Source organism: Aureisphaera galaxeae, from assembly GCF_028561275.1.
In the GTDB taxonomy this organism is placed as follows: domain Bacteria; phylum Bacteroidota; class Bacteroidia; order Flavobacteriales; family Flavobacteriaceae; genus Aureisphaera; species Aureisphaera galaxeae.
Genome location: NZ_JAQQTF010000004.1, coordinates 608,481 through 632,898, shown reverse-complemented (window position 1 = coordinate 632,898; position 24,418 = coordinate 608,481). Strand labels below are relative to the sequence as shown.

General features: G+C 40.1%; 23 protein-coding genes. 7 read left to right on the top strand and 16 right to left on the bottom strand.

What is annotated here, in order from left to right; translation table 11 throughout:
- Window positions 1-81: 81 nt before the first annotated feature.
- Entirely contained in the window at window positions 82-1,932 is a 1,851-nt protein-coding gene (locus POV27_RS08110; protein ID WP_272862249.1) for a DNA topoisomerase IV subunit B, read from the bottom strand.
- 173 nt (window positions 1,933-2,105) lie between these two features.
- Here POV27_RS08110 and POV27_RS08105 point away from each other — a divergent pair, with 173 nt between their 5' ends.
- A complete protein-coding gene (locus tag POV27_RS08105) occupies window positions 2,106-2,687 on the top strand; it encodes a hypothetical protein (protein ID WP_272862248.1) in 582 nt (193 codons plus the stop codon).
- A 12-nt stretch (window positions 2,688-2,699) separates the two neighbouring features.
- On the top strand, window positions 2,700-3,188 hold the full coding sequence (locus POV27_RS08100; RefSeq protein WP_272862247.1) for a hypothetical protein: 489 nt from the start codon (window positions 2,700-2,702) through the stop codon (window positions 3,186-3,188).
- Window positions 3,189-3,203: 15 nt separating this feature from the next.
- Here the strand turns inward: POV27_RS08100 and POV27_RS08095 are convergent, their stop codons facing one another.
- The 7 genes from POV27_RS08095 to POV27_RS08065 all read right to left on the bottom strand — a co-directional run bounded on the left by POV27_RS08095 (window position 3,204) and on the right by POV27_RS08065 (window position 9,198).
- Window positions 3,204-3,749 carry a hypothetical protein gene (locus POV27_RS08095; protein ID WP_272862246.1) on the bottom strand — a complete coding sequence of 182 codons (546 nt, stop codon included), beginning with the start codon at window positions 3,747-3,749 and terminating at the stop codon, window positions 3,204-3,206.
- A 237-nt stretch (window positions 3,750-3,986) separates the two neighbouring features.
- On the bottom strand, window positions 3,987-5,123 hold the full coding sequence (locus tag POV27_RS08090; protein WP_272862245.1) for a virginiamycin B lyase family protein: 1,137 nt from the start codon (window positions 5,121-5,123) through the stop codon (window positions 3,987-3,989).
- A 141-nt stretch (window positions 5,124-5,264) separates the two neighbouring features.
- Window positions 5,265-5,690, bottom strand: coding sequence for a GNAT family N-acetyltransferase (locus POV27_RS08085; RefSeq protein ID WP_272862244.1), 426 nt, complete (start codon window positions 5,688-5,690; stop codon window positions 5,265-5,267).
- Window positions 5,691-5,754: 64 nt separating this feature from the next.
- The gene (locus tag POV27_RS08080; RefSeq protein ID WP_272862243.1) at window positions 5,755-6,147 is read right to left on the bottom strand and encodes a LytTR family transcriptional regulator DNA-binding domain-containing protein; all 393 of its coding nucleotides are present in this window, start codon (window positions 6,145-6,147) and stop codon (window positions 5,755-5,757) included.
- Window positions 6,148-6,245: 98 nt separating this feature from the next.
- Window positions 6,246-7,361 carry a virginiamycin B lyase family protein gene (locus POV27_RS08075; protein ID WP_272862242.1) on the bottom strand — a complete coding sequence of 372 codons (1,116 nt, stop codon included), beginning with the start codon at window positions 7,359-7,361 and terminating at the stop codon, window positions 6,246-6,248.
- 154 nt (window positions 7,362-7,515) lie between these two features.
- Window positions 7,516-8,427 (bottom strand): lipocalin-like domain-containing protein, encoded by a 912-nt coding sequence (locus POV27_RS08070; protein ID WP_272862241.1) that lies wholly within the window; start codon window positions 8,425-8,427, stop codon window positions 7,516-7,518.
- Window positions 8,428-8,514: 87 nt separating this feature from the next.
- Window positions 8,515-9,198: a leucine-rich repeat domain-containing protein gene (locus tag POV27_RS08065; RefSeq protein WP_272862240.1), complete on the bottom strand. Its 684-nt coding sequence runs from the start codon at window positions 9,196-9,198 to the stop codon at window positions 8,515-8,517.
- 370 nt (window positions 9,199-9,568) lie between these two features.
- Between POV27_RS08065 and POV27_RS08060 the strand changes: the two genes are divergently transcribed.
- Window positions 9,569-10,657: a helix-turn-helix domain-containing protein gene (locus POV27_RS08060; protein WP_272862239.1), complete on the top strand. Its 1,089-nt coding sequence runs from the start codon at window positions 9,569-9,571 to the stop codon at window positions 10,655-10,657.
- Here POV27_RS08060 and POV27_RS08055 read toward each other — a convergent pair.
- From POV27_RS08055 to ychF, 4 genes are all read right to left on the bottom strand, one after another.
- Complete coding sequence (locus POV27_RS08055; protein ID WP_272862238.1) at window positions 10,650-11,078, bottom strand: hypothetical protein; 429 nt, start codon at window positions 11,076-11,078, stop codon at window positions 10,650-10,652. The genes POV27_RS08060 and POV27_RS08055 overlap by 8 nt on opposite strands.
- A gap of 41 nt (window positions 11,079-11,119) precedes the next feature.
- Window positions 11,120-12,301, bottom strand: coding sequence for a serine hydrolase domain-containing protein (locus POV27_RS08050; RefSeq protein WP_272862237.1), 1,182 nt, complete (start codon window positions 12,299-12,301; stop codon window positions 11,120-11,122).
- A 9-nt stretch (window positions 12,302-12,310) separates the two neighbouring features.
- Window positions 12,311-13,177: a PepSY domain-containing protein gene (locus POV27_RS08045; protein ID WP_272862236.1), complete on the bottom strand. Its 867-nt coding sequence runs from the start codon at window positions 13,175-13,177 to the stop codon at window positions 12,311-12,313.
- A 528-nt stretch (window positions 13,178-13,705) separates the two neighbouring features.
- Complete coding sequence (ychF, locus tag POV27_RS08040; RefSeq protein ID WP_272862235.1) at window positions 13,706-14,800, bottom strand: redox-regulated ATPase YchF; 1,095 nt, start codon at window positions 14,798-14,800, stop codon at window positions 13,706-13,708.
- A 131-nt stretch (window positions 14,801-14,931) separates the two neighbouring features.
- On the opposite strand from ychF, the gene POV27_RS08035 reads away from it, so the two are divergent.
- Together POV27_RS08035 and POV27_RS08030 are read left to right on the top strand one after the other, a co-directional pair.
- Window positions 14,932-15,414, top strand: a complete 483-nt coding sequence (locus POV27_RS08035; protein WP_272862234.1) for a hypothetical protein — start codon at window positions 14,932-14,934, stop codon at window positions 15,412-15,414.
- A 67-nt stretch (window positions 15,415-15,481) separates the two neighbouring features.
- On the top strand, window positions 15,482-15,772 hold the full coding sequence (locus tag POV27_RS08030; protein ID WP_272862233.1) for a hypothetical protein: 291 nt from the start codon (window positions 15,482-15,484) through the stop codon (window positions 15,770-15,772).
- Here the strand turns inward: POV27_RS08030 and POV27_RS08025 are convergent, their stop codons facing one another.
- Entirely contained in the window at window positions 15,773-16,576 is an 804-nt protein-coding gene (locus tag POV27_RS08025; protein ID WP_272862232.1) for an alpha/beta hydrolase, read from the bottom strand.
- Entirely contained in the window at window positions 16,573-17,439 is an 867-nt protein-coding gene (locus POV27_RS08020; protein ID WP_272862231.1) for an alpha/beta hydrolase, read from the bottom strand. The genes POV27_RS08025 and POV27_RS08020 overlap by 4 nt, the downstream gene beginning before the upstream one ends.
- A gap of 76 nt (window positions 17,440-17,515) precedes the next feature.
- Here POV27_RS08020 and POV27_RS08015 point away from each other — a divergent pair, with 76 nt between their 5' ends.
- Both POV27_RS08015 and POV27_RS08010 read left to right on the top strand, forming a co-directional pair.
- Window positions 17,516-18,343 carry a carboxylesterase family protein gene (locus POV27_RS08015; protein ID WP_272862230.1) on the top strand — a complete coding sequence of 276 codons (828 nt, stop codon included), beginning with the start codon at window positions 17,516-17,518 and terminating at the stop codon, window positions 18,341-18,343.
- A 181-nt stretch (window positions 18,344-18,524) separates the two neighbouring features.
- Window positions 18,525-20,492 carry a tetratricopeptide repeat protein gene (locus POV27_RS08010; protein WP_272862229.1) on the top strand — a complete coding sequence of 656 codons (1,968 nt, stop codon included), beginning with the start codon at window positions 18,525-18,527 and terminating at the stop codon, window positions 20,490-20,492.
- 74 nt (window positions 20,493-20,566) lie between these two features.
- On the opposite strand, the gene POV27_RS08005 is transcribed toward POV27_RS08010, so the two are convergent.
- Together POV27_RS08005 and POV27_RS08000 are read right to left on the bottom strand one after the other, a co-directional pair.
- Window positions 20,567-22,870 carry a hypothetical protein gene (locus tag POV27_RS08005; protein ID WP_272862228.1) on the bottom strand — a complete coding sequence of 768 codons (2,304 nt, stop codon included), beginning with the start codon at window positions 22,868-22,870 and terminating at the stop codon, window positions 20,567-20,569.
- A gap of 10 nt (window positions 22,871-22,880) precedes the next feature.
- On the bottom strand, window positions 22,881-24,125 hold the full coding sequence (locus POV27_RS08000; protein WP_272862227.1) for an OmpA family protein: 1,245 nt from the start codon (window positions 24,123-24,125) through the stop codon (window positions 22,881-22,883).
- Window positions 24,126-24,418: the final 293 nt, after the last annotated feature.

The window sequence follows — 24,418 nt, the reverse complement described above, 5'->3', positions numbered from 1 at the left end:
TTCTTCTTCGTTATGTTCGTTTTCGTCGTTCATAAAAAGACCGCCTCTGGGGCAGACTAGGTTTTATTATGATGTAGTGTTTTACTCTTCTACTTTGTCCAATTCTACTTTTAGGTTATTGATGATGAATTCCTGTCTATCGGGAGTGTTCTTACCCATGTAGAATTTCAGTAATTCTTCAATACTCATCGCTTTGTCCAGCATTACTGGATCCAAGCGCATATCTTCCCCTATGAAATGCTTGAATTCGTCTGGGGAAATCTCACCCAATCCCTTAAATCGCGTAATTTCTGGCTTGGGCTTCAACTTTTCGATCGCATTTACACGCTCTTCTTCTGTATAGCAGTAAATAGTTTCCTTTTTGTTCCGAACCCTAAACAATGGGGTTTGTAGAATGTACAAATGCCCTTCTTTAATGAGTTCTGGGAAAAACTGAAGGAAGAATGTAATAAGCAACAAACGAATGTGCATTCCATCCACATCGGCATCCGTTGCGATTACAATATTGTTGTATCTAAGGTCTTCTAAAGAATCTTCGATGTTTAGCGCCGCCTGCAACAAGTTGAATTCCTCGTTTTCATATACGATCTTTTTACTAAGACCGTAACTATTTAAAGGTTTCCCTTTTAAGCTGAAAACGGCCTGGGTGTTCACATCCCTACTCTTAGTGATACTTCCACTCGCCGAATCACCCTCCGTAATGAACAGGGTGGTTTCCAAGCTTCTTTCGTTTTTCGTATCGCCCAAGTGAACACGGCAATCCCTCAACTTTTTGTTGTGTAGACTGGCTTTTTTAGCACGTTCGCGTGCCAGTTTACGAATTCCGCTCAATTCCTTACGCTCCTTCTCTGCTTGAATGATCTTCTTCTGAATCTTCTCGGCAATCTCAGGATTCTTATGCAGGTAGTTATCGAGCTGCGTCTTAATGAAATCGTTAATGTAGGTACGAACGGTTGGCAATCCGCCTCCCATTTCGGTAGAACCCAATTTTGTTTTGGTCTGACTCTCAAAAACGGGCTCCATTACTTTAATGCTGATGGCAGCTATAATGGACTTGCGTACGTCGCTAGCGTCGTAATTACGACCATAGAAGTCACGTATGGTCTTTACGATACTTTCACGGAAAGCAGCTTGGTGCGTCCCTCCTTGAGTCGTATTCTGTCCGTTTACGAAACTATGGTACTCTTCGCTGTACTGCGTACGGCTATGGGTAAGTCCTATTTCAATATCGTTTCCACGTAAGTGAATAACAGGGTATAGCATGTCTTCTTGGGACATGTTGTCTTCAAGAAGATCTTTTAAACCATTCTGACTATGAAATTTCTCCCCGTTAAAATCTATGGTGAGTCCTGGATTGAGGTACACATAGTTTTTCAGCATCTTCCCTACATATTCCGTACGGAACTTGTAGTTTTTAAAAATGCCTTCATCAGGGATGAAGGTTACTTTGGTTCCTTTTCGTTTGGAGGTATCTTCTAAATCGGCATCGTTCTTAAGTTCCCCAAGTTCGAATTCGGCCGCTTTTAATTTACCATCACGAACCGATTCTACCTTGAAATATGTGGACAAGGCGTTCACCGCCTTGGTACCTACCCCGTTAAGACCTACGGATTTCTTAAAGGCACGGGTATCGTATTTTCCTCCTGTGTTCATTTTGGAAACCACGTCTACCACTTTCCCAAGGGGAATACCCCGCCCATAGTCACGAACCCGAACTTCTTTGTCCTTGATTCGTATCTCGATAGTCTTACCCGCTCCCATCACAAATTCGTCGATACAGTTATCGAGTACTTCTTTCAATAGGATGTAGATACCATCATCCGGAGAAGAACCATCCCCTAACTTCCCGATATACATTCCGGGACGCATACGGATGTGTTCCTTCCAATCGAGGGAACGAATATTATCTTCGGTATACTGGGTTTGTGACATATCGTAGGTAGAATAGAGGCTAATATAAAATTATGATGCAAAAACTGAAACCCAAATACGGTAAAGTAATTAACAATTATTGGTTCAAATTGTTAAGAAAATGAGGCTCTGGTAATTGCCGTCTGATGAAATTTAGCTACCTTGGGTGATCCAACTACAGAACTAATAAACCAATGAAAAAAATCATCGCCCTTTCAACTGTCATTTCTTTATTTTTATTGTTTACTTCCTGCAATTTTGGAGGTAAAGGTGCCGAAGATCTCGACACTTCCGATTTTAGGGTAGAATCGGCCCTACAGATGTACCAAATTTCGATCCCCAAGTACATGAAAAAAGCGGAGGATCTGAATGCCGATGCCTCAATGCAGTTCCAGAATATTTTCAAGGAAACGTATCTTGCCATTATTGATGAAGACAAAACGGATTTTGTTGACGTATTCAAAGAATTGGGCCAATATGACGATGGTCAATCCATTGCAGGCAATTACCGCAATGTACAAATGGACTACTTTACCGAAGGCATGAACATGCTAAGCGATGCCACTCCCAAAAAAGTGACCATAAATGGCTTGGATGCAGAACAAGTAGCTTTCACCGCGCGTGTTCCCGAAGTAGACTACGATATTTACTACATCATCACCTTTATTGAAGGAAGGGAAAACGTGTATATGGTTATGGAATGGACCTTGGCCGAATACGAAGAGAAGTACAAAACCACTTTCCTTCAAATGATCGATACTTTCACGGAAATCTAACTCCAATTCTATTTGGAAGTCATTTTCGAAAATAAAAAGCACCTAGGAACCTATAAGTTCGGAACTACATGGACCGCACTGGTTTTAGGCTCCATTTTTATGTTCAATTTTCACTCTATAATGACGTTGCTGTTGGGAGGCGAGGGCCCCGATGCATTCGACGTTTTTGTTCCTGTCAGTGTTTTGATACTCATTTGGACTGTGAGTGATTTGATGGAGAAACACGTGCAATCCATTCGCATTTTTCCGGAGGAAGCATACCTTTCCGTTAAAACCAAAAGATACTTTAGAAAGGAAGTGGAGAAAAAGCTGAACTTGTCCGAATTGAAGATCACACAGTTGGACGAAGTGCTTTTTTCAAGTCAAATATTCTTCAGAATAAACGATGATTCACAAGAAGTGGAAGTCTCTTCAGTTCATAAAGGTGTTTCAAAAAAGAAAGTGAAAAAGTTATATAAGCGATTGGAAGCCCTAGCCGCTCCACAACCTCAATTAAGCTAATACTGCAGCTTCATTTTAGAGCAGAAAAATCAAGAATCTCAACGCGCTGAAAAAAAGGAAGTAGTACAAAAGGTGCAGATAATCTGTTTTGGTTACAGAATAGCGTTGTCTAATGGTCTTGCGATTGAGAAAGTAGATGATATAACCAAAAATTACAAAGTATACGGCCATAAACCCATCATACGCACTGGGGAGTCTTGAATCTATGAGATACACTCGTGCCATATTATAAAGGGACCAAAACAAAAACACGTAGACAGCCGTACAGGCCGCTATCCAACCCCATTTTCGTTTTAGAAAAAGTAAAACGCCCGCGATCCCGAATAATAAGAGAATTATGGTCGTAAATCCGTAGGTATCAACAAAGTCCCGCAGCTTATCCAGTGTCGTCTCGTTGTCATAATCCAAGGCAAAAGTCCTTTGCAGGGCCATTAACGTAACCACTGCCATGGCAATACTTATAAAAGCGAAAAAAGCGGCAATTAACTTTTCTACCACCACCATCCAACCTGGTGTCTTGGGTGTTTCTGGGATTACGCGGGAAAATGGACTTTCTTCCAAAATCTAGTCTCAATTTTTGATAATATAAACAACCCGGGAAGGAATAATGGAAATGGCTCCCGAGCAGTGCAAAAATATCAAATAGAATCAAATAGCCCTTCATATACAAAGAGCAGCAAGCTAAAACTCATATGCTTCTGAGTTCCTTACCGCTCCATAACTAATTTAGGTAGTACCATTAAGGAAAAGTATATTCACTTAGGCCTCTCCAAATTGAAACATGTACGAATTGCTGTTCTATAGTTTAATTAATTTCTTAGTGAATGTAGATCGTCCATTATAGGCTTCTATAAAGTACAAACCATTGTTGAAACTGCTTATGTCCAGTTCCATTCTCGAATCCACATTAGTACTACCTGTAATGTTCTTGTGGTAAAAGACTACTTTGCCTAGACTATCCATTATTCTAACGGAGTATGCACCATTCAAAGTTGAAGGGAGTCTTACATTTAAAATAGTACTTGTTGGATTCGGGGATACGAAAAAATCATTCTTTGCTAAATCGTAATCCTTTGTTGACAATGGGATTCCCGAAATAATTCTAAGATTCTGAGTACCTGAATCTGTAATATACATTCTGTCTCCCGCACTATTAAATAATATCCCACTTGGAAAGCTGAATGTTGCCACAGAGATATCTCCGTCCATACTCCCTTCGGCACTTCCCGCAAAATGGGTTATATCATCAATTCCATTCGGGTTAATGCTATAAATTTCATGGGAATCGAGCATGGTCCCCCATAGACTTCCTTGAGCATACGTAATGAACCCCAAAAACGAACCGCCATCTCCTGGAACTATCTGGGCTATAAATTCGAGAGCTCCACTTGACGACACTCTATAAATCTTAGCATCGTTAAGATTACCGGCATACAAGGAACCGTCATCCCCCATAGCCAAACCTACAGGGCCGTTGAGATCACCGCCAGAAGCTATTTCAGTTATAGTACCATCGATTGCCAATCTGTAGATGCTGTTCTCATCATAGGTGCAAAATATCATATCATCACTATCGAAATCTTTAATAATTCCAGATGCATTTCCCGTGACCGGATACGAAGCTAATTGGTTTCCGTCACTGTCAAACTTTACAATGGCTTGACCAAAATAATCACACACAAATAGATTGTCGTTGGAGTCAAAAGCAATGCCATTGCAAGAGGTTAAACCTTCAATAAAAACTGTCATTTCTCCTGCCGTATCGTATTTAAGGATTCTTCCGGCCGAAAATTCTGACAGGTATACATTTCCATTGCTATCCAGAGCAATCCCATCGTCCGGGGATTCCTCGCTAACCGTTGTTACAGTTTGTGATATTGATGTTAATGAAATAAGCATTGTTAGGGTGATTAAAAGTAAATTCTCTTTTTTCATTTTGTGTTTGTTTTTATGTTGTTAAAGTCCGTGGGGCCCACTTCTATATGGACCCTATAATTCCTTTATCATCGCACAAAGTGGGATGAATTCGCTAAATTCAAATAGTGTAGATTTAATTGTACTCTGAGTAGTTTCGACCTAACATTTAAGTCTCAATCTCAAAACTGCATTCGCACTTTCTTTATGTATGTATTTCTTAACTCTTTCGAAACCATACTTTCGATAAAATGTTCTTCCAATTATATTTTTTTCAAATACTTCAACCTCTAAAATTGAGTGTTCCTTTCTTATAAAATTGACTAGTTTTGTTCCAATCCCTTTCGACAAATGACTTGGTTGCACAAATAACCCCCCAATTTCATTGTCCTGCATACTTATAAATCCAAGTATTAAATTATCAACTTCATATACCCATGTTTCGGAATTCGGTATGTAGATATGGACCATATCTGATTTAACTTTCTCAACAAAATCGGAGTTCAGAAATGGATGGGCTAATCTTGATGATTCCAACCAGACTTTTATAATCTGATCAAGATCCTGATCTCTATGTTTTCTAATCATGGAATAGAATTTTCAAATTCATTCATAGGCTTGGTTGTACTGTGATAGGGAGTGTTTAAATTGCCTACATATTTTCATGCAAGCATTTTTCAATAACCTGAATATTCTCTGGTGATACAGACAATTGTTTCCCATCGCACATAACAATTTTACCCTCACCGGAAAGATCTAGCTCCATTAAGTGAAAAAAATTAATCAGCGCCTTAGGATGTAAAAGCATAAAGCCATCGGAAACCAGTCGCTCTTCATAATACGCTAGACTTTCAGGAACTACTAGCATTCTCCCATCTACCAAATGGACCTCTGTCCGACCGCTTTTCTCAAGGATGTACTTTATATCCTTTATGCATTCCAATCTCAATCCTTGCTTCAACGGGAATGCTATTTTTCCCAAGACACTGATTAGGATATTCATCCTATAACCTAAATGATCGCTATGAATATTAAAAGGCTTCATTAATCATGTATTTTCCTCGTTTCTTCTCCAAAGCAATTTTCACCGGATGATTTCTGTGTTGAGCAACTATTAAAAAGAAACCTAGTCTTGAAGCCTGTCTACTTCTTAATCAACTTTTTGGTAATGGTTGTTCCGCTATTGGAGACCTTAACTAAATAAATCCCCGAACTTAGATGTGAAATATTCATTTCTGCTAAAGTCCTATTCTCTATTGCAAGAATAGATTCTTTATAAAGTAACTCTCCCAAAACATTGTAAAGTGTAACTGTATAGGTTCCTTCTAAAAGACTGCCTTTCAGCTGTAAGTTGTCATAAACCGGATTGGGAACTACGGTCAATACTTCACTTCCCAATTCGGTGTCTCCGAAACCCAGGGTAAAACCCGAAATAATCCTCAAATTCTTGGAGCCAAAATCGCTGACATACATGGTGTCTTCAGAGTCATCGAATAAAATTCCGTTAGGTTGGTTAAATGTTGCTACAGAAATATCGCCATCATCACCTCCGGCAATACTTCCCGTGAATACCTCGGTATCGTTTATTCCATCTGGGTTTATTGTATAAATTTTATTTTCCTGAAATGCAGTTCCCCAAAGGGTACCATGGGCATAGTCAATAAAACCCAAATTACCCTCATCACCAACAGTGGCGATGTAATCGATGCTACCATCTGCTTCTACTTTATAAACATCCCGATCGGTAAAATTACCCACAAAAAGAGTCCCGTTTTCATCAAATGCCAAGCCTACCGGTCCATTTAGCCCCTCTGCAGCGGATATTTCCGTAATGGTCCCATCTGGAGAAAGTTCGATTATTGTATTTCCTACGTATCTAGTAATGATCATGTTTTCGCTGTCATGATCTTTAATTATTCCGGATGGATGACCATCGATTGCAAAGGATTGCAACAAATTCCCATCGGTATCATATTTATATACCATATTGCCTTGTCCATCACAGATAAATAGCTCTTCATTGGAATTGAATGCCAAACCATTCGGAGTATTTAAACCTGTTACAAATGAAGAAACATCCCCTGAAGGCGTGAATTTAAAAACCGTATCTCCACTATATTGAGACACATAAATATTCCCATTACTGTCGATAGTAATTGCGTCGTCTGGTGTACCTCCCGTAAAAGTAGTAACGGTCTGAGCTCCTAACCAAAATGATGAAAAGCTCAAGAGGCATAATGTAATTGTTTTAATTCGCATAATCTTAAAGTTTAATTTTCGATGACAAATCTAATTTCTGCACTATGGCTTAATCGACCGTTTGGATACATCCAAACATATAGCGGCTCCCTTTAAATTTTGGGCCTTGTTCGATTTCCTACAGATAAATAATTCCGAACACTTCCCTAACCATTCAATCGACCTTTATTAGAATCCTCTTCCAATTAACCATATCTCCAATGTACAGGGTGTCGTTTTCTAATCTGAAAGGTCTCGATTGGTTGGTATCTATATACCAGGGGACTGCGCCTCCCTTAACATGATGTGTTAGTATCCCATTGGCCTCGTCTATGGAGTATTCTCCGAAATAGGCCGCCGAGTTCAATAATATATCTTCGAATGAAAAAAGAACCTTGTTTATTGAATCTTTGGAAGTATTTATTGGGATCTCGTTAAAAATATTTATGGTAACAATATTGCCCGCGGTGTAAGTGAAATGCCCTTGGGCTCCTTTCCCAAAGGGATATATCCATCGTTTTGAAGTGGGGTCGAAATCGGCAAGCTCTATCAACTTCCAAGTTCCTACGAGCTGTTTTTCACTTTCACTTTCACCTTCCATCAATGTATCCAAATCGTTTTGGTTTTTGGGAGTCAGAAGATTTTGTGGATAATTAATCCAATCTATCTGCTCAATAATCTTAAAATCGTCATTGAAAACATGAACAATTATAAAATCCATGGCTTCAAATTTTGTGTCATTCCATTCAAATTCGGTAAAATAGCCTGACGTAACTACCCGATTCCCTTCAATTGTTTGAGTTTCTACAATCAAGGCATCATCACTTAAGCCTTTTAAACTCGGGTTATGCCAATTGAAGAAGTTTGAGAGCGCTTCTTTTCCTGCGATGCTATCCCCATTAATAATATCTATGAGTACAATGCTATCATCATAGTACTCCATAAATGAGCTAAAATCTTTACGCTCTTGGTATGTTTCAAAATAGCCGGATACCCTTTTTCGAATCTTCTTATCATTGCTTTCCCTTGAGGAGCAGGCAAAAAGAAATAAAAAGCAAACGGCTATGTATTTTGTATTGGTTTTCATTCCATTTTTCAAATTCACAGTGTTATTTTAAATCTTAGATTACTATTCTACATAGCTCGGTTACGATTTAACATCCCGAGCACTTAATTAGTTCCCAGAACAGAATGCACCTTCTAACTTTGCATCGTTGCTAGTATATAGAGTATCCATATTCTTATTGGAACAAATTAGGGTAAGCCCATTTGAATTATCAAAAACCTCCCAAGAGGAGCTACCCAAAATGAGATGACTAAGAAAAGGGCTCCGGTTTACATTCAATTCGGCCATATCGTCCATGACACATAGCAGTACTTCCAAATTGGGATTTTGTGGTACACTGAGCTCTTGTAAAGGATTCGCAATTATGCCTAGAAATTCTAAGTTGGGGCTTTGTGTTACATCCAATACGCTTAATTTGTTATTAAAACAGAGGAGAGTTTTAAGATTTGATTGGTTGGCAACATCCAATTCTTCCAGTAGGTTATGACTCACCCATAAGCTAGTTAGGTTAGAAAATGCCTCAATCCCTTCAAGGGACCTAACTTTTTGTCGGTCCGGAGTGGTCGAGGATTTAGATATGTCTAACCACAATACTGCTTTGGCCTCGGATAGTTGGATTTTACCGTCATTGTTGGTATCCACATCATCATCTGCAATTCCATCTCGATCAATGTCCACACATAGGGTATTCACTAGATCATTTTTGAAATTGTAATCTGGAATGTCCACAATTTGTGCATTAACGCATAGCATGCCTTGATAGAAAAGGACGAAGAGGACTCCTATTTTCATGATCTCACTTTTTGGTTTTGACCAAACCTACAGGTAATAAATTCAAAGTCTGTTCGTAAAAATTCCTATGTGATCTTATTTCATAAAATAGAACTCCTTTAACATACCATGCGAAAAATGAATAACTGTCTCTATGGAGACTTTATACTTAATCTCATTCTGTTTTCAAAAATCGCAGTTAAAATGAGGTGCAGTATTGTTTGGATTCATAAAGTAGAACTTCATTTATGAATTCTTTAACAGGCAAATAAATTCTGAAGATATCTTCAATGATTTATTATTGTCTACGTTTATAGTGGCGTAAACTAGATGCCAAAATTTGGTATTTTACAATTCCTATGGCCTTAAGAGGTATTAATTCAATCAACCCATGAAAATAGACTTCATCAACGCACTATACACAATAATAATTTGGTTGAGCCTTTTTTTTGGTACTGTCCTACTTACTCCTAAATACAATAGAAAATCGAGCAATATTTTCTTGTCACTTAATCTATTGCTCGTAGGTGTTCAGTTTGCAATAAATTATTTATTAATCAATGAATACTTAATTAATCCCCCATTATATATGTGCTCCTTTGGTTTTCTATATGGTCCATTGATATTTCTTTTTGTTGAATTTAGTTTGATAAAAGAAAAGGTTTTTAAGCCTCTAGATGCATTGCATTTCTTACCAGGAGCTTTTATTTATATAACCTCTATACTTGGATATGGTTATTGTGACTTTCTGCATCCCCTTCTACTCCCCACAATGCTTATTTATTTTCTACTAGCCCTTCGAAAGATAATCGTATACAGAAAGACCATACCCCAGGTTACCGCTAAGGGCATCGGTTTGGAAACCAACTGGCTCTTGGCGCTACTATTCATTTGTGTCATTAACAGCATTCTTAGCATTATCGAGAGTTACAGCGTGAGTTTCCAATTTATGGGAAAGGAGCTCTCTATTGGATATTTTGTTTTGATAGGCGTATTGGTTTTCGTTAACTGGATCATTTACCATGGAATTATAAATCCAAACTATTTCCTAGGGATTACAGGTGACGATGTGAAAATTGCGGCCATGAATAGGAGTAAATACTCCGATGGTTCAAAAAACGATAACAGGGAATATTTAACGTCTATATCAAAGGAGCTTAACAGGTACATGGAAAAGAACAGATCTTATCTTGAGCAGGACATAAACCTGGACTCATTAGCAGAAGCCTTAGAGGTACATCCTAGAGTTTTATCCCAGACTATTAATAGAATAGAAGGAAAGAACTTTTCAGACTATATTAATTCCCTTAGGGTAGACGAAGCCAAAAATTTACTTGAAGAAGGAAAAGGCACTCTTTTACCAATTAAGGAAGTTATGTACTCTACCGGGTTTACTTCTAGATCTGTTTTTAACACGGTATTCAAGAAGAAAACAGGACTAACACCTAGTGAGTATAGACAAAAGACTAAACTTAATTAAGTTTTTCAAAGTACAGGGTATATTCACTAACACCTACCCCATGCATTACTATGCTTTGAACAACCTTAAGGTGCTTTTCATCTATGGTTACCAATCTTAGGTGGAATTTTTCGATTACCAGGTATGTATATCCATTCGTTTGCTGCATATCGTATTCATGAGTTCCCGAAGAGACCCAATACAATTCATTCCCAAGCAAATTATTTACTACCGTTAGCTTTCGGTCAATTTCATTAAAAGACCAAGTTATCTCCCTTTCTTCATAACTAACGTCAATAGCTTCAAACCCGCCTTTTACATTTACTAGATTCCAAATCCCATGTAGCGGTGCATTTTTATGAGCCACATTTCGTTTAATCTTACAACCTTGCGTAGATAGTAGTAGTAAAAAAGAACACAGAACAATATGCTTGTATATCATCCTATTCTTAGCTTTTGCGCATTAATTGAACAATCTTCAGATCATTGCAATATGAAGTCGAACTCTGGAATGATTTCATCAATTAAATTAGATCCGTTGGTTCCATTGGTAAATAGGATAATCCCACTTTTGTTTTTAAGGCTGGCAATAAACTTGGCTCGGTAAGAGTCATTAGCTCCCCCATGCTCAAAATATATATTATCACCATCGACCTTTATTCTAGGCCCAAGACCATATTCACTAGGGCGCACAGGACGCATCATATCCTTAACAAGAACCTGTGTTAAGTAACCTGCACCCTCTTCATGGTACATACTCAAAAGCATTAGAATGACTTCGGAGAAATCCGTAGGAGTTGTCCATAACCCAGAAGCAGCTGCTTCTGGCATTGCCTGATATCCCCTGGGTAAAGCCACAGGTTTACCATTCCTATTATGGGCCTTGGCAATGTTTCCCAAAGTTTCAGGAAGTGGATTCTCATAGCTGCTCCTATTCATGTTTAATTGGGAAAACAATAAGTCATCCGCAGCTTCATGAAAGGATTTCCCAGTTATTTCTTCTATAATTTGTTGGACTACTGTCGTTCCTCCACCTGAATATCGGTAACGGGAACCAACCGGAAGGTTTATATAGACCCTACTGTTTTTAGCGGGATAATCTCCATCCAATATTTGACGCGTAGTGGGCAATGATTCTTCTGGCATATAGTCTGCAAAGCCATGCACTGTAAATCCGGCTGTATGGGAAAGGATATTGCGTAGAGTAACGGGGTGTTCCTGTGTAAAACGGTTCGTTTCGACTTTCCATGACTTTAAATAGATGTTAACATCGGTATCCAAATCCAATTTTCCTTCCTTGACTAACTTTAATACCATTAAAGCGGTTCCAACCTTACTTATCGAACCAACAGAAAACAATGTTTCAACATCTACATCATTGGGAGAATTCGCTTGGAGTTTACCGTAACCCATGGTCCAGTCTAATGAGCCATTTTTAATGATCGCCATACTTATACCAGGGACTCCATATGCCTCCATTCGGTTTGCCAAACCCATCTTTTTAAGTATGGCATCATAGTTATCTTGAATTGGATATGCCGTCGTTTCTAACGTATGAGCGGTTTGAAGCATATTCGCACTTACTTCCTTTTTCTTACAGCTTACAAAACAGAGTATGCAGGCTAACGTAACAACCAAATGTATTTTCATCAACTTGTATCTCATTGTCATGTTTTAAAATCCTAGTTCGTAATTATCTAGTAATATCAATATAAAAATGAATCCTGAAATAGCCAACAAAACAGTTCCTATAGTGAGGAGACGCTTCATTTGAAACCACATAATTAAGCCCGAAACGGCCCACACAATCATTAAGATGGCCAACGTATCAGCAAAAAACACCCACAACCATCGTATTGATAATCCGGATACGGGATATCCATGTTGTTCATGAAGATTGGTAAACAAATAATTAATCTTAAATTTTCGCTTGTCGAGGTCATCTATCCTATAATTGCCGTTAGTTAGATTATAACTTACGCGATAATTCTTATTAGCATCACTCAGGTCGAATACTAGATTGGGGATGCGCTGTACTCGAGATGCTCCAGGTGTTATGCCTTGGGTAACTAATAATTCTTCTGCCTTAGTTAATAATGCCTCAGAATCTAACATAGAGGGAAACAAATAGCTTCCACGAGCAACTGTTATGTTTTCAGCAAAATCGGGCAAGGTTAATAATTGAACCTTCGAGGAAGGAATGTCTGCATTAATCCGGTAGTCTGCAACATCATTGAAATTCCGTAAAATCATGGTGCTGCTGTATCTTATGTCTTTTATGTCTGGGCTTGTAATTACTCCATCAAATATCAGGGAATCCGTCACGGATAAAGCCAAAGCATCGATATCCGGGAAGAGAGGTGCAAAACTTTCTTCATTCTCTAGCTTAAAGGAATGCGACGTGCGGTTTATCAAAGCGGTAGGATGATTGAACAGAAATCCGGAAAGACCAAAAATGAAAATATAGGGTATCATGAACAATCCCGTATAAAGGTGAATCCTTCTATTGAATCTATGAAATTTAAATTTGGGTTTTGCCATTGTTTTTGTGGAGATATATTTTTTGAAACTATTTAGTATTGATTTTCCGTCTAAACATATATCATTAGGGATTTAGCCTTGTTCGGGGTTATGAATTAGAACACCATTTAACGGGCTTTTAACTAGGTGACGATTGTCATTTGATAGAAGGATAAAGGTATCCTACGTTGTTTCTAAGAAGATTTACATTTTTTAATTTCTAGCGGTAAATCTATCTGATAGCGAAGGTAAGGGTGTTCTATAAGATGTGATTGTAGTCTAGGTTCATAAAACCGAACTTTTTTGGTGTAAATCCTCGACTGAGTAGACTGGTTTCGTTGAATTGATTGGCAATTTAGAAAGCAGAATGATATAGCCAAAAATCACCCAGTCTCCAACAACAAATCTGTAAGTGTAAAAAAGTCCTATAACTTGTTTAACACCTATGTTTAGGGTACTTCGGGGATTACTTGGAAAAAAGGCCTTCTTCCAAAATAGATTCAGTAAGTAAGAATTCCCATTTGGGAATCTTACAAATTCTGAATAAAGTTACACGTTAAATCGGAAATGCATCACATCGCCATCCTGTACGATGTATTCTTTACCTTCTACGCCCATCTTTCCGGCTTCGCGTACTTTAGCTTCGCTTCCGTATTGTGCGTAATCATCGTATTTAATTACTTCTGCTCGGATAAACCCTTTTTCAAAATCGGTGTGGATGACCCCTGCAGCCTGTGGTGCAGTAGCTCCAACGAATACCGTCCAAGCACGCACTTCCTTCTCTCCAGCAGTGAAATATGTTTGTAGATTTAATAGTTTGTAGGCACTGCGAATCAATTTGGCAGAACCGGGCTCTTCCAATCCCAAATCTTCCAAGAACATTTGGCGCTCTTCAAACGTGTCCAATTCGGTGATATCGGCTTCGGTACCAACGGCCAACACCAATACCTCGGCATTTTCATGGGCCACAGCTTCCCTTACTTTTTCCACATAGGCATTACCACTGGCTGCTGCAGATTCATCTACATTACAAACGTACATCACTGGTTTGTCGGTAATGAACTGCACCTGATCGGTATACTCTTCGCGTTCTTTTTCGGTAAGATCGATGGCACGCACAGAAATTCCACTTTCCAGTCCAGCCTTCACTTTTTCCAAGGCTTCCAGCTCTTTCTGAGCCTCTTTATTTCCTGTCCGGGCAGCACGGAATACCTTTTCAATTCTCTTTTCGACCGTTTCAAGGTCCTTCAACTGTAACTCGATATCAATCGTCTCCTTATCACGAACAGGATCCACGCTCCCATCTACGTGTACGATATTATCATTATCAAAACAGCGCAAAACGTGAAGAATAGCATCGGTTTCTCTAATGTTCCCCAAGAATTGATTTCCGAGTCCTTCTCCTTTGCTCGCTCCTTTCACCAATCCGGCGATATCTACGATTTCTACGGTTGCGGGAACCACACGTTCCGGATTCACCAACTCTTCCAGTTTCACTAAACGATTGTCGGGTACGTTTACTACTCCAATGTTTGGTTCGATGGTACAAAAAGGGAAATTGGCACTCTGTGCCTTTGCGTTGGATAAACAATTAAAAAGGGTAGATTTTCCTACGTTGGGAAGGCCTACAATTCCTGCTTTCATTCGGTTTTCATTTTTGAGAGTGCAAATATACGTTTTCGACCAAAGAATCGACCCATTTCAGGTGTCTTTGTACAGAAATCCCCAAGAATCCTTACATTTACCCCACCCCAAATCACTAAAATGCTGTTATTATGAAGAACTTTACCCTTACCCTATTCTTTATAGTTCTTATTATTGGGCCTTCCTTAGCGCAGGAAAATAAGACTATTACCGAAGTAAAAACCGTAAAGCGAATCGTTACCAAAGAGGGCAGTAAAGTAACTGTCCAAGAGGTAGAAACCATCGAAGGACAGAAAGGTGCCGTGGTGGTTGCCGATGACGAGGAGGAGAATCAGGTATTCGCTGAAAAATCGGATACCATCAATCAAAAAAATGTCTTGGTAGACGAAACCAACGTGGACGAAAACAATGAGGCTCTTATTGCCGAACGTAAAAGACAACAAGAGGAAGAACTGAAAAAGTCCAAAGAAGAGGCCATGGCCCGAGCTGCAGCTCAAAAAAAGCTCCTGGCACAAAAGGAAAAAGAAAGACAAGAAGCCTTGAAAGCCAATCGTAAACGATTGGAACGCAGAGGAAAAGGTGTGGGAAAGCTAGATCGTAAAAAAAGGAACTAGTTTTTCTATTTAAAAAAGGTATATTTGAAAGGATACTAACTAAATTAATTACTTAAAATATCTATTTATGAAAAAAGTACTTTTAACCGTTTGTGCATTTGCGTTTGCCATGACCCTTCAGGCGCAGGATAAAGCAACAGAGAAAGCTGAGGATAAAGCGGACAAAGTAGAGCAAAAGGCAGAAACCAAAAAGAAGCCTGCTACATTAAAATCGGCTACATTAAAGGATGCTAGCGCAAACAAAGCTCAAACTGACGACAAGAAAGCTACAGATGAAAAGAAGAGAGCTTTAGAAAGAAGAAAGGCTGCTGTAAAGAAGGAAAAAAAGAAGCAAAAAGACAATAAGCCAAAATATTAACTAATCGACCTGCAATTCCTTGCGAATTGCTTCATGATACGCCGGAAAGGCTATCAAGTCGTTATGAGACCCTCCCGATATGGTAACCAAGTTCGCTTGGTCCTTGGGGAGGGTTTCGTATAATTGCTTCCCACTGTGATAAGGAACAACCTCATCTTCTGTTCCATGAAAAATGGTGATAGGACATTTCACATTTTCTGCATAAAACCAGGTAGGAAATTGATATTTTAGAAAAGCCGAAACAGGCAGAAACCAATAACGTTCCTTGGCCAGTTCCTCAAGTCCGTAAAACGGGGTTTCCAACAATAACTTTTGGGGGTGATGATGTGAAGCGACTGCGGTAGCGAAGGTCGTGCCCAAAGATCTTCCATACACGATTATCTGGTCCTCAGGAAACAATTCCATCGCCTTCTTATAAAACATTTTAGCGTCCCCATACAGTGCCATTTCCGAGAGTTTTCCGGTACTCTTTCCATAGGTCCTATAGTCCATAACCAATACATCATATCCGTATTTGGTGAATTCTGAAGTAATGACTCCCCAGCGGGAAAGATCCCCAGCATTGCCATGAAAGTAGAGAATTAAGCCTTTGGGATTGTCTACTTTGAAGTGAAGCGCATTGAGACGGGCACCGTCTTCGGCTTCCAAAAAAAGCTCTTCAAATTCCTCCTGAAACGTATACGCATAGTCCTGAGGCAAGGTAGAGGGTAAAAAAATGAGTTTTTCTTGGAGCAAAAACATAAGTATGGTTATAATTAGGTAAAGACCCAAAAAGGTCCCTAAAATCTTTTTCAATCGTTTCATTTGGCCTTTTTAGACGTATGAATCACTTTGTGGCTGGTCGTTTTCAAATCAATTTCTTCTTTCTTGAAATTGATGATCTCCCCTAGCATTCTGTGGTACTCTTCAAAATTATTGAGGTTCTTGTGTCCCCCTCCTATCACAGGCCATAAACGGGTAAGCTCAGGCTTTATTTTAGAGAGTTTTACACTGCTTTTAAAGGGAATAAGCTTATCATTGGTACCGTGAATGATATGCACGGGACAATTCACATATTTGAGCCATTTATAGGTAGGCATGGGGAAACGCAAAATCAACGACAGTGGCATGAAGGGAATGTATCGCTTCGTCACCTTCGTAAGGCTGTAATAGGGAGCGTCCAAAATAAGCATTTTCGGATTGTTGGTCGAGGCCAGCTTGGTGGCAAAACCAGATCCCAATGATCGGCCGTAAAGGATGATGAAATCCTCTCGAACCCGTTCCCTCATTTTGTTATATATGTACTGCAAATCATGTTTTATAGCCTTTTGGGTACGTCGTCCCGTACTCTTCCCGAAGCCTCGGTAATCGACCATAATCACATCGTAATTATGCCGGGTGAAATCGACCGCGAACTTCCCCCATCCTTTTATGCTTTTGGAGTTTCCCTTCAGATAAAGCACCACACCCCTTGGATTTTCCGACTTGAAATGAAGTCCGTTGATCACAGCTCCATCCCTGGTTTCCACGTTGTATTCTTCTACAATCTGGTTTTCGTAAGCGAACTGAAACTCCTTGGGTAGCTTTTCGGGTTTAAACAGAAAGTATTCCTGAAGATAATACAGGAGTACGCTTATGACGATGTAGATCGCCAGAATCCAAATCAGTGTATGTAACCAAATGGGCATGCTCTAAGGTACAAAAAATGGATTTTCAACGTTATGTATGCACTAGCAATTCATTTACCGTATTAAATTCACCTTCATGAAATCTTCAAAATTAACCCTCCTCTTCCTATTTGTTCCTTTTATTGTCTTCGCCCAAAACAAAAGTATTAAGCCCCAGCCCCTTCCCAAGGGACATCCGGGTTCACTTATTACGATTACCCAAGACTTTGAAAGCGGAACTATGGATGGTTACAACCTCTACGTACCCAATTCTTGCCATACCCAATCGGAAAAATATCCTGTCTTGGTCTTTCTGCAAGGAGGTCTAGGAGTTGGCGGTGACGTTGACAAGCTATTGCAATGGGCACTACCCCAAATGATCATGGAAGATAGTTCCCTGAAGACTGAATTAGACCGCTACCTAAGGGATACATTTATTGTAGTTATGCCTCATATAGATGGTGGTGAGTTCTTCAATAATGAAGACACCATGCGCCAAATATTAAAGGATGTGATGGCTTCCGAAAATGTGGATCCCGACCGCATTTACCTTACTGGTCTAAGCCGTGGTGGATTCGGCGCCTGGGGATTGGCCAGTAGTATGAGTGATGTATTTGCCGCAGTAGCTCCTATCTGTGGTGGTCCTAGAGGTGTGGGCGATTACGAAGCCTTGGCAAGTATGCCTATTTGGGTGTCGCACAATACCGAAGACGCTGTGGTTAGGTATCATCGTAGCGAACGTGGTGTAAATCAGTTGGAATCGCAATCCGAAGTCCGTTTTCATCACTCCAGTTCCATCGCCAGCGCCGATTATGAAAACCATAATTATATTTTCACCTCCCGTGAAAGTGATAGCCATAATGCTTGGACAGAGATGTATGGAGCGTCCAACTTTTATAAGTGGTTGTTGCGATTCGAAAAGTAATCTGAAGATTCTTACATAAATAACTTTCTGATTATCAGTATATTTACATTATAATTGATGCATTCTGATTCAGTTTGCTCTTAAAATATAATGTGCGATGCGTTGTTTGGGGAGAACAGCAGGGTTTAAGCGGTGCAAGAATAACTGCAAATTTCTCGTTTGTAGGCACCATAGGGTACAGTTGATCATTTTCTTGATCATTACCCTACCTTCCATTCTTTTGAGTTATTACGAAATCTACCAGTACACAAGGGCTAACGAGGTTTCAAATTATTTAAAAGTAGACGAGCTTTTGGAAGATCAAAAGGCTCAGGATTCCTTATTGAGAACCACCATTTCAGTCATTGAAAAAATAGAGCCTACCCTTACCGAACGCTACAATCTACAAGGCAATGACTCGCTATACCATAATGTTGTAGAGGCATTTGAATACGAGAACATGACCAAGCTTAGAGAGTCCATTAAAGAGGCCTTTGAGGTAGATTCCCTTGATTATGATGAAATGTTAGGGTATGTGGTGGCGGGATATGTAGGTCTCAAAGACTATGCGAATGCAACCAAGATGGTGCTCGAACGGGACAAGTCGCTCCCTGAATATAATCATAGCCTAAAGTTGGATATCATTTACTGTCTTAGGAATGCTCGGCTTCGTCATGGAGCAGAATACGCCGAAAATTTAGCGGACAGCCTTAAGGGTGAATACGGAAATAAGATCATTACGAATGTATGGGCACATACCCCCTATTCTATAGCCACTTTAATGGAAAAGGGAATCCATCCGCGTTATTTGCTCACCCAATATGTTTCTGATGCATCCCGTGACCGTTTACGGGAAGTTATTGACGATAATGACCCTTATTGTTCTTATGGTTACTACCTCATCGGTGACTACGAAAAGGCGTTATCCTGCAATCCAAATTCGAGAATCAAGGACATCCTTATATATGCATCAGGATATGAGAAGGTAAAACAATTCTATGAGCAAAAGTCTGAGAAGGATTTTAGTCTGGCGGTGATTTCTTTTATGTCTGGAGAGAACGATGTTACCCGAAGGGAGAAGTCCTTGTTACAGGAAGCCATTCAATTTTTTAGCCAGTATGCCAATAATCCCAGCTATTCGGAGCTTCCTCACTACGATGACAGCCTGTATTGGATGGCATGGTGTTATGCCCAAATGGACGATAACGAAAGGGCCCTTGAGGTATTAAGAGGGCTTAATGAGGGAGATTACGTCCGACAAAAAACTTCCCTAGAACCGGTGCTCATTTCTCGTATGGGAAATAATGTAAGCCGGGAAAACCTGGATTACGTGCTGGGAAATGTGCTTAATTCGAGAGGCTTCCATTGGGACACCCGAAATTTTAGAACTCTTATTTCTAGAATGGACAATAGTGCCATACTTGCCATTATTCAGGAATATCCGGAAAAGGCTTCCCATGGAGTCAATTATTTTCTCAAGGAAAAAATGAACAAAAATTGGTTCGATGAAAATACCCTCCAACTCTGTAATTCTTTGCTAAGCGGAAATTATCGTATTTCTGAAGAAATCCGAAAAACTGCTGAGCAAGGGGTATTATTGGGAGAATTAAAGACGACCAACGATGTGAATCGGTTTTTGGCCCTTCAGAAAGAGCTCACCTACAATATCTCCCCTTCCACTTTAGCTGAGGAGATTGAAAACGGCATGCAGCGGTTTTCCAATTCCAATAAAATGGATTACCTCCACTATTTGCTCATTCGAAAATTGGTGGTGGCCGATCCTACAAAAGTAGAAGCCAAGGTAGCCGAGTTTATGGATAACTATCCCGATTCTGATCTCGCAGATGACGCTTTAGCAGAAGGAATCTATAATTTTTTCAAAAACCTTGAAGATCCGAATAAAGGATTGAATCTATTCAATACCCTATTGCTTAATTACAACAATACCAATGCGGTGGATAATGTCATTTATCACATAGCCGACTTTTATAACAAGGAATGTTGCTGTAGTTATTATGAGAGCAGCAATATGGCTTACAGCTGCCGTACGGCTGTGAAATATGCCGATATCATCGTGCAAAAGTATCCAGAGTCGTCTTACTATTTTAGAAGTCAGCAAATTATCAATAAAGCCGTTGGGCTGTTGTACAAATACAATTACTCCTTATAAACCCATGGCATAAGAAAAGGGGAAGCATTCTCCCCCTTTTCTGGCCATTATGGCCTTCCGATAATTAGAAGCACTTATCGAAGTTTATCATAATCCTTAACGCATTGTTGCAATTGCTTTTTCAATGCTTCTTTTTGTTTTTTCAAATTGGAAATTTCGGTGCTTATTGCGGATAACTCTTGACTCATGGCACGCTCCCTACTTCCTGAATTCACCACACCTAAAGCTGCCTGGGTTTTGGTCTCAAAGGACTCTATCAAGGCGATATCTTCCCGTAGAAACCCAATTTCCACTTCCAATCGGGCTGCCTCCCCTTCATTGCCATTGGTAATATGACCTTCCCTGAGTTTGATCTTCTTATTAAGATCTACGTTCATAGCATCCTTTTGCGTTTTTAATTCAAGCAACCTTCCCGTGTATTTCGATTTCTCTGCCGGTTTCAGCACGGTAAGCCAGCGTCGCATTTCTTCTTTTCGGGCATTCTGAACCTTTTCTTTGAACAAGGTTTCATATTGAACGATTTGTATCTTACCTTCAAGCACTGGACACTTGTCAATATGTACCGGAAAATCGATTTTATACAACTGCCCTTTTGAATCATCGCATCGGTTCAATATCCTGGCATAGTCCCTTTCCGACTGCTCCAATTCATAAATTTTATCTTTGAAATAACGCTGCAAATCCCTTTCTACATCCCGTATGCTCATAAAATCCTTATTGGGGGAAGTGATCTTGCCATACGTGGTTTTTATGCGTCTATACGTCAAGTTATTCCAATCGGGTACCCACTTTCCATTTTTACAGATCATTTGGGGAATGCATTCGGCTTCCACAGTTACCGTTGGAATTTCATAGTACAATCGCATGGATTTTTTATTCAGCTTTCGACCAAGTCCTGAGATTCCTGTGCTCACTTTTTGAAGCGCCTCCAGATAAAAGATAGCAGCATTCGTAAGGAGTCCATCATAATTGAAGGAGGAATAGTCTTCAATCTCCGTTGGAATAAATTCCATTTTGGTCACATGGTGTTCCAATTGCCATTGCCCGGTCGTAAGTAATGACTTCTTAAGATCCCTATCTACCACCAAACCTTTGGTAAAATTCATGATTTGCCGTGCATCCTTGGTCCAGTTAATGACTTTTAAGACCAATCCGAAGTAATTGGATACCGCATCGCCAATTCCAGCATCACGGGCCATTACGGGTTGTTGCACCACAATGGCTTTACGCTTACGATCGAACATCGTCCATGATACAGGAATTCCTTTAGCCAATGGCATTACCGCATCTTCCTTGCACTTCTTTACGGTTATGGTGGGCAACTCGGTTACCCCTTCCATACGAAGGGAACGTGCCATAACCCTTAAAATCTTTTCGTGCTTTGAGGTGTTGTAGTTCTTTCCAGCCACCAAAAGCAATTGAAACAAATCGCCTTTGTGTTCTACCTGTACAATGGTAGAACCACCCTTCAACCGTTCCCCTGTTTTGGGGTGCTTGTAAATGCTAGCAATGCACGCTCTCGCTCCACTTACTGAAGTTTTATAGGCGATTCCAGTTTTGGAATCGGTTTCATCGCAAAGCAATTTTATATCCTTTCCGCCTTGATCTTCAGCAAAGAAGATAACACCTCCAAGGTCCTTTCCGAAGTTATACCAATGAGCCCTTCCCAACTTGTCGTATGTTTCCTTTCGCTGTGCAGCTCGTTGTTCTTTGGGAAGCATCTTTATCACTTGTTCAAATTGCTTCTTCACCATGGCCTGTTGAATGGACTGTTCTTCGGTAATGACAAAAGGCTCGTATACCATCATGGAGAAGGTCTGCTTCGGCGTCTTAAAAAACAATCGTTTTCCAATTAAGGTCTTCTCGAACTCCTCATAGTCGTACAAGGGTCCTGAAGGGTCTCCTTTTCCCTGATCGGAAGTATCTTCGTCATCACCAGCCGGATCATCCTCTCCAGCTGTTTTCAGCAAGTCACAGGCATCGATAAATCGCTTCTCGTGAATGATCTTGGGTTTCCCTAGGGCTCGGTAGTAAAAAGTGGCTTTCTCGCAGGATTTCACTTTCTGCTGCCCCATGGACTTACTATTGAATTGATCTACCGCAATCTGCGCATAGTTTGCAGAGAGGGAATAGTACAACAAGGCCTTCCGAAGGTATACTCCTTGAGTGGAAGAGCCTTTGGGAGCGGCAAAAGCCAACTCATCCGCCTTCTCTCCTATACGATGCCCCAACTGATGCAAACTAATAAGGTCGATCAATTGCTTATCCTTTTTGGCTTCCTTGGTTTTATATTGCTCCTCTAGGTCCCAAATATCCTGGGCCTGCAGCACGCCTCCCGCAAAGAGCAATAGAAAACAGTATAACATATATCTTTTCATGGCTCCCGTTTTATTGTACCACGAACTCCACACGGCGGTTCATCGCACGTCCTTCTGGGGTATCGTTGGATTCCAATGGAATGGCTTCCCCAAATCCGATGGCTGTGAGTCTATCGGCATCGATTCCCATGTCTTCCAAAGCCTTTTTCACCGATTTAGCACGTTCGTTAGAAAGGTTAAGATTGTACTCATCGGCTCCCACATTGTCGGTATGCCCTTCGATGCTAAACGTCTTATCGGCATTGGCCTTCATCACATCGGCAATACGCTGTACTTCGGCATAGGATCTTGGAATGATCTCCGAACTTCCTGTTTCGAATAGGATATTCTGGGTAACGATCTTCCCTTCCAAAATTTCTTCTTTGTATTTGGGATGTGCTCCTGCGGCAACTTTAAAATTATCGATAAGGAATACGGGCTTCTCGGTAGTCTGACAACAATTCCACATCGTAAAGAACACTGGTTTAGCTCCCGGGTCGATGCGTGTGTTGAACATTCGGTAATCGTTGAAATAGCCTTTAAAACTATTGCCATTCACTGAAATAGAGATATGGTTCCAGGTTCCTCCAAGGTCATAGGCGGTTACATCGGGCAATTCACCTCCAACCTTCCCTCGTAGGGCCATAGTGGCATGTCCAATACCGATGGTAGCTACTTGTTTTTTATTGCCATCGTAGAAATACAGCGTGTATCCGTAACTCCCGTAACCCTTATTTTCGGCGGCTGGATCGGCTACGAATATGTCGAATTCGATGGTGTAGGCTTCGGGCAGGGTAAAGCCTTCTTCCCAATTGGGATGGCCATAACCCAGATCGCCACTCATAACGTGGTTCTGTTCGGAATTTACTTTGACCACTTCCATAAGACCTTTGTTGTAATACCACTTACTTGGGATTTCCCCAATGTCTTCGTTTTCGAAATCGTCGAAAAAGATGATGTCACGTCCAGGTTTGAAATCGTAGCGTTTCATCCAGATTTCTTTCTCTTTCTTTTCGGACATGTCTGGAGTCACTACCGGACCGCTTTCTGTGGAAGCGCCTTCGTCTTCTCCTTCGCCATCTCCGTTTCTCTTTTTCTTCTTTTTGTCTTTCTTTTTAAAGATGTTTTCTACTTTTTCGATGCCTTCATCGATAGTTTCGTTCTCTTTCTGTTCTTTTTTGTTCTTTACTTTCCTTTTAATTTTTTCGAATAACTGTGCCTCTGCCGGGGTTTGAAAGGCAAATAAGGCGATCATTATTAATACTAAGTGCTTCATGATTATAGGATTAATGGTTTAACAATCACTCTTATGTCAATTCTCGAAAAGGGATTGTAACCGAGGAAGTGGATTTTTTTGTCACCCTGAGCCTGTTGAAGGGTGATTTTTTGGTTTCTGGTATCGAGGGGCACTTATTACAGGCACCTCGATACATTCTTCTTCGAAGAACACTCGGCGGACTGTAATTTGGAATACTGTTCGAACGCCGAATGATGCGAAAAGCTGCTCGCTAGCCTTAGGATTATATGAAGTGTCATGGTTAAAAAGTTCTTATCCGATCATTTTTCACA

Bases quoted from the DNA above. Each gene is read 5' to 3' on its own strand.
- POV27_RS08025 (WP_272862232.1), bottom strand. From the start codon at position 16,576: ATGAAACGATTGAAAAAGATTTTAGGGACCTTTTTGGGTCTTTACCTA.
- POV27_RS08105 (WP_272862248.1), top strand. From the start codon at position 2,106: ATGAAAAAAATCATCGCCCTTTCAACTGTCATTTCTTTATTTTTATTG.
- POV27_RS08035 (WP_272862234.1), top strand. From the start codon at position 14,932: ATGAAGAACTTTACCCTTACCCTATTCTTTATAGTTCTTATTATTGGG.
- POV27_RS08070 (WP_272862241.1), bottom strand. From the start codon at position 8,427: ATGAAAACCAATACAAAATACATAGCCGTTTGCTTTTTATTTCTTTTT.
- POV27_RS08045 (WP_272862236.1), bottom strand. From the start codon at position 13,177: ATGGCAAAACCCAAATTTAAATTTCATAGATTCAATAGAAGGATTCAC.
- POV27_RS08080 (WP_272862243.1), bottom strand. From the start codon at position 6,147: ATGAAGCCTTTTAATATTCATAGCGATCATTTAGGTTATAGGATGAAT.
- POV27_RS08000 (WP_272862227.1), bottom strand. From the start codon at position 24,125: ATGAAGCACTTAGTATTAATAATGATCGCCTTATTTGCCTTTCAAACC.
- POV27_RS08065 (WP_272862240.1), bottom strand. From the start codon at position 9,198: ATGAAAATAGGAGTCCTCTTCGTCCTTTTCTATCAAGGCATGCTATGC.
- POV27_RS08090 (WP_272862245.1), bottom strand. From the start codon at position 5,123: ATGAAAAAAGAGAATTTACTTTTAATCACCCTAACAATGCTTATTTCA.
- POV27_RS08020 (WP_272862231.1), bottom strand. From the start codon at position 17,439: ATGCCCATTTGGTTACATACACTGATTTGGATTCTGGCGATCTACATC.
- POV27_RS08050 (WP_272862237.1), bottom strand. From the start codon at position 12,301: ATGAGATACAAGTTGATGAAAATACATTTGGTTGTTACGTTAGCCTGC.
- POV27_RS08030 (WP_272862233.1), top strand. From the start codon at position 15,482: ATGAAAAAAGTACTTTTAACCGTTTGTGCATTTGCGTTTGCCATGACC.
- POV27_RS08055 (WP_272862238.1), bottom strand. From the start codon at position 11,078: ATGATATACAAGCATATTGTTCTGTGTTCTTTTTTACTACTACTATCT.
- POV27_RS08075 (WP_272862242.1), bottom strand. From the start codon at position 7,361: ATGCGAATTAAAACAATTACATTATGCCTCTTGAGCTTTTCATCATTT.
- POV27_RS08110 (WP_272862249.1), bottom strand. From the start codon at position 1,932: ATGTCACAAACCCAGTATACCGAAGATAATATTCGTTCCCTCGATTGG.
- ychF (WP_272862235.1), bottom strand. From the start codon at position 14,800: ATGAAAGCAGGAATTGTAGGCCTTCCCAACGTAGGAAAATCTACCCTT.
- POV27_RS08015 (WP_272862230.1), top strand. From the start codon at position 17,516: ATGAAATCTTCAAAATTAACCCTCCTCTTCCTATTTGTTCCTTTTATT.
- POV27_RS08060 (WP_272862239.1), top strand. From the start codon at position 9,569: ATGAAAATAGACTTCATCAACGCACTATACACAATAATAATTTGGTTG.
- POV27_RS08085 (WP_272862244.1), bottom strand. From the start codon at position 5,690: ATGATTAGAAAACATAGAGATCAGGATCTTGATCAGATTATAAAAGTC.
- POV27_RS08005 (WP_272862228.1), bottom strand. From the start codon at position 22,870: ATGAAAAGATATATGTTATACTGTTTTCTATTGCTCTTTGCGGGAGGC.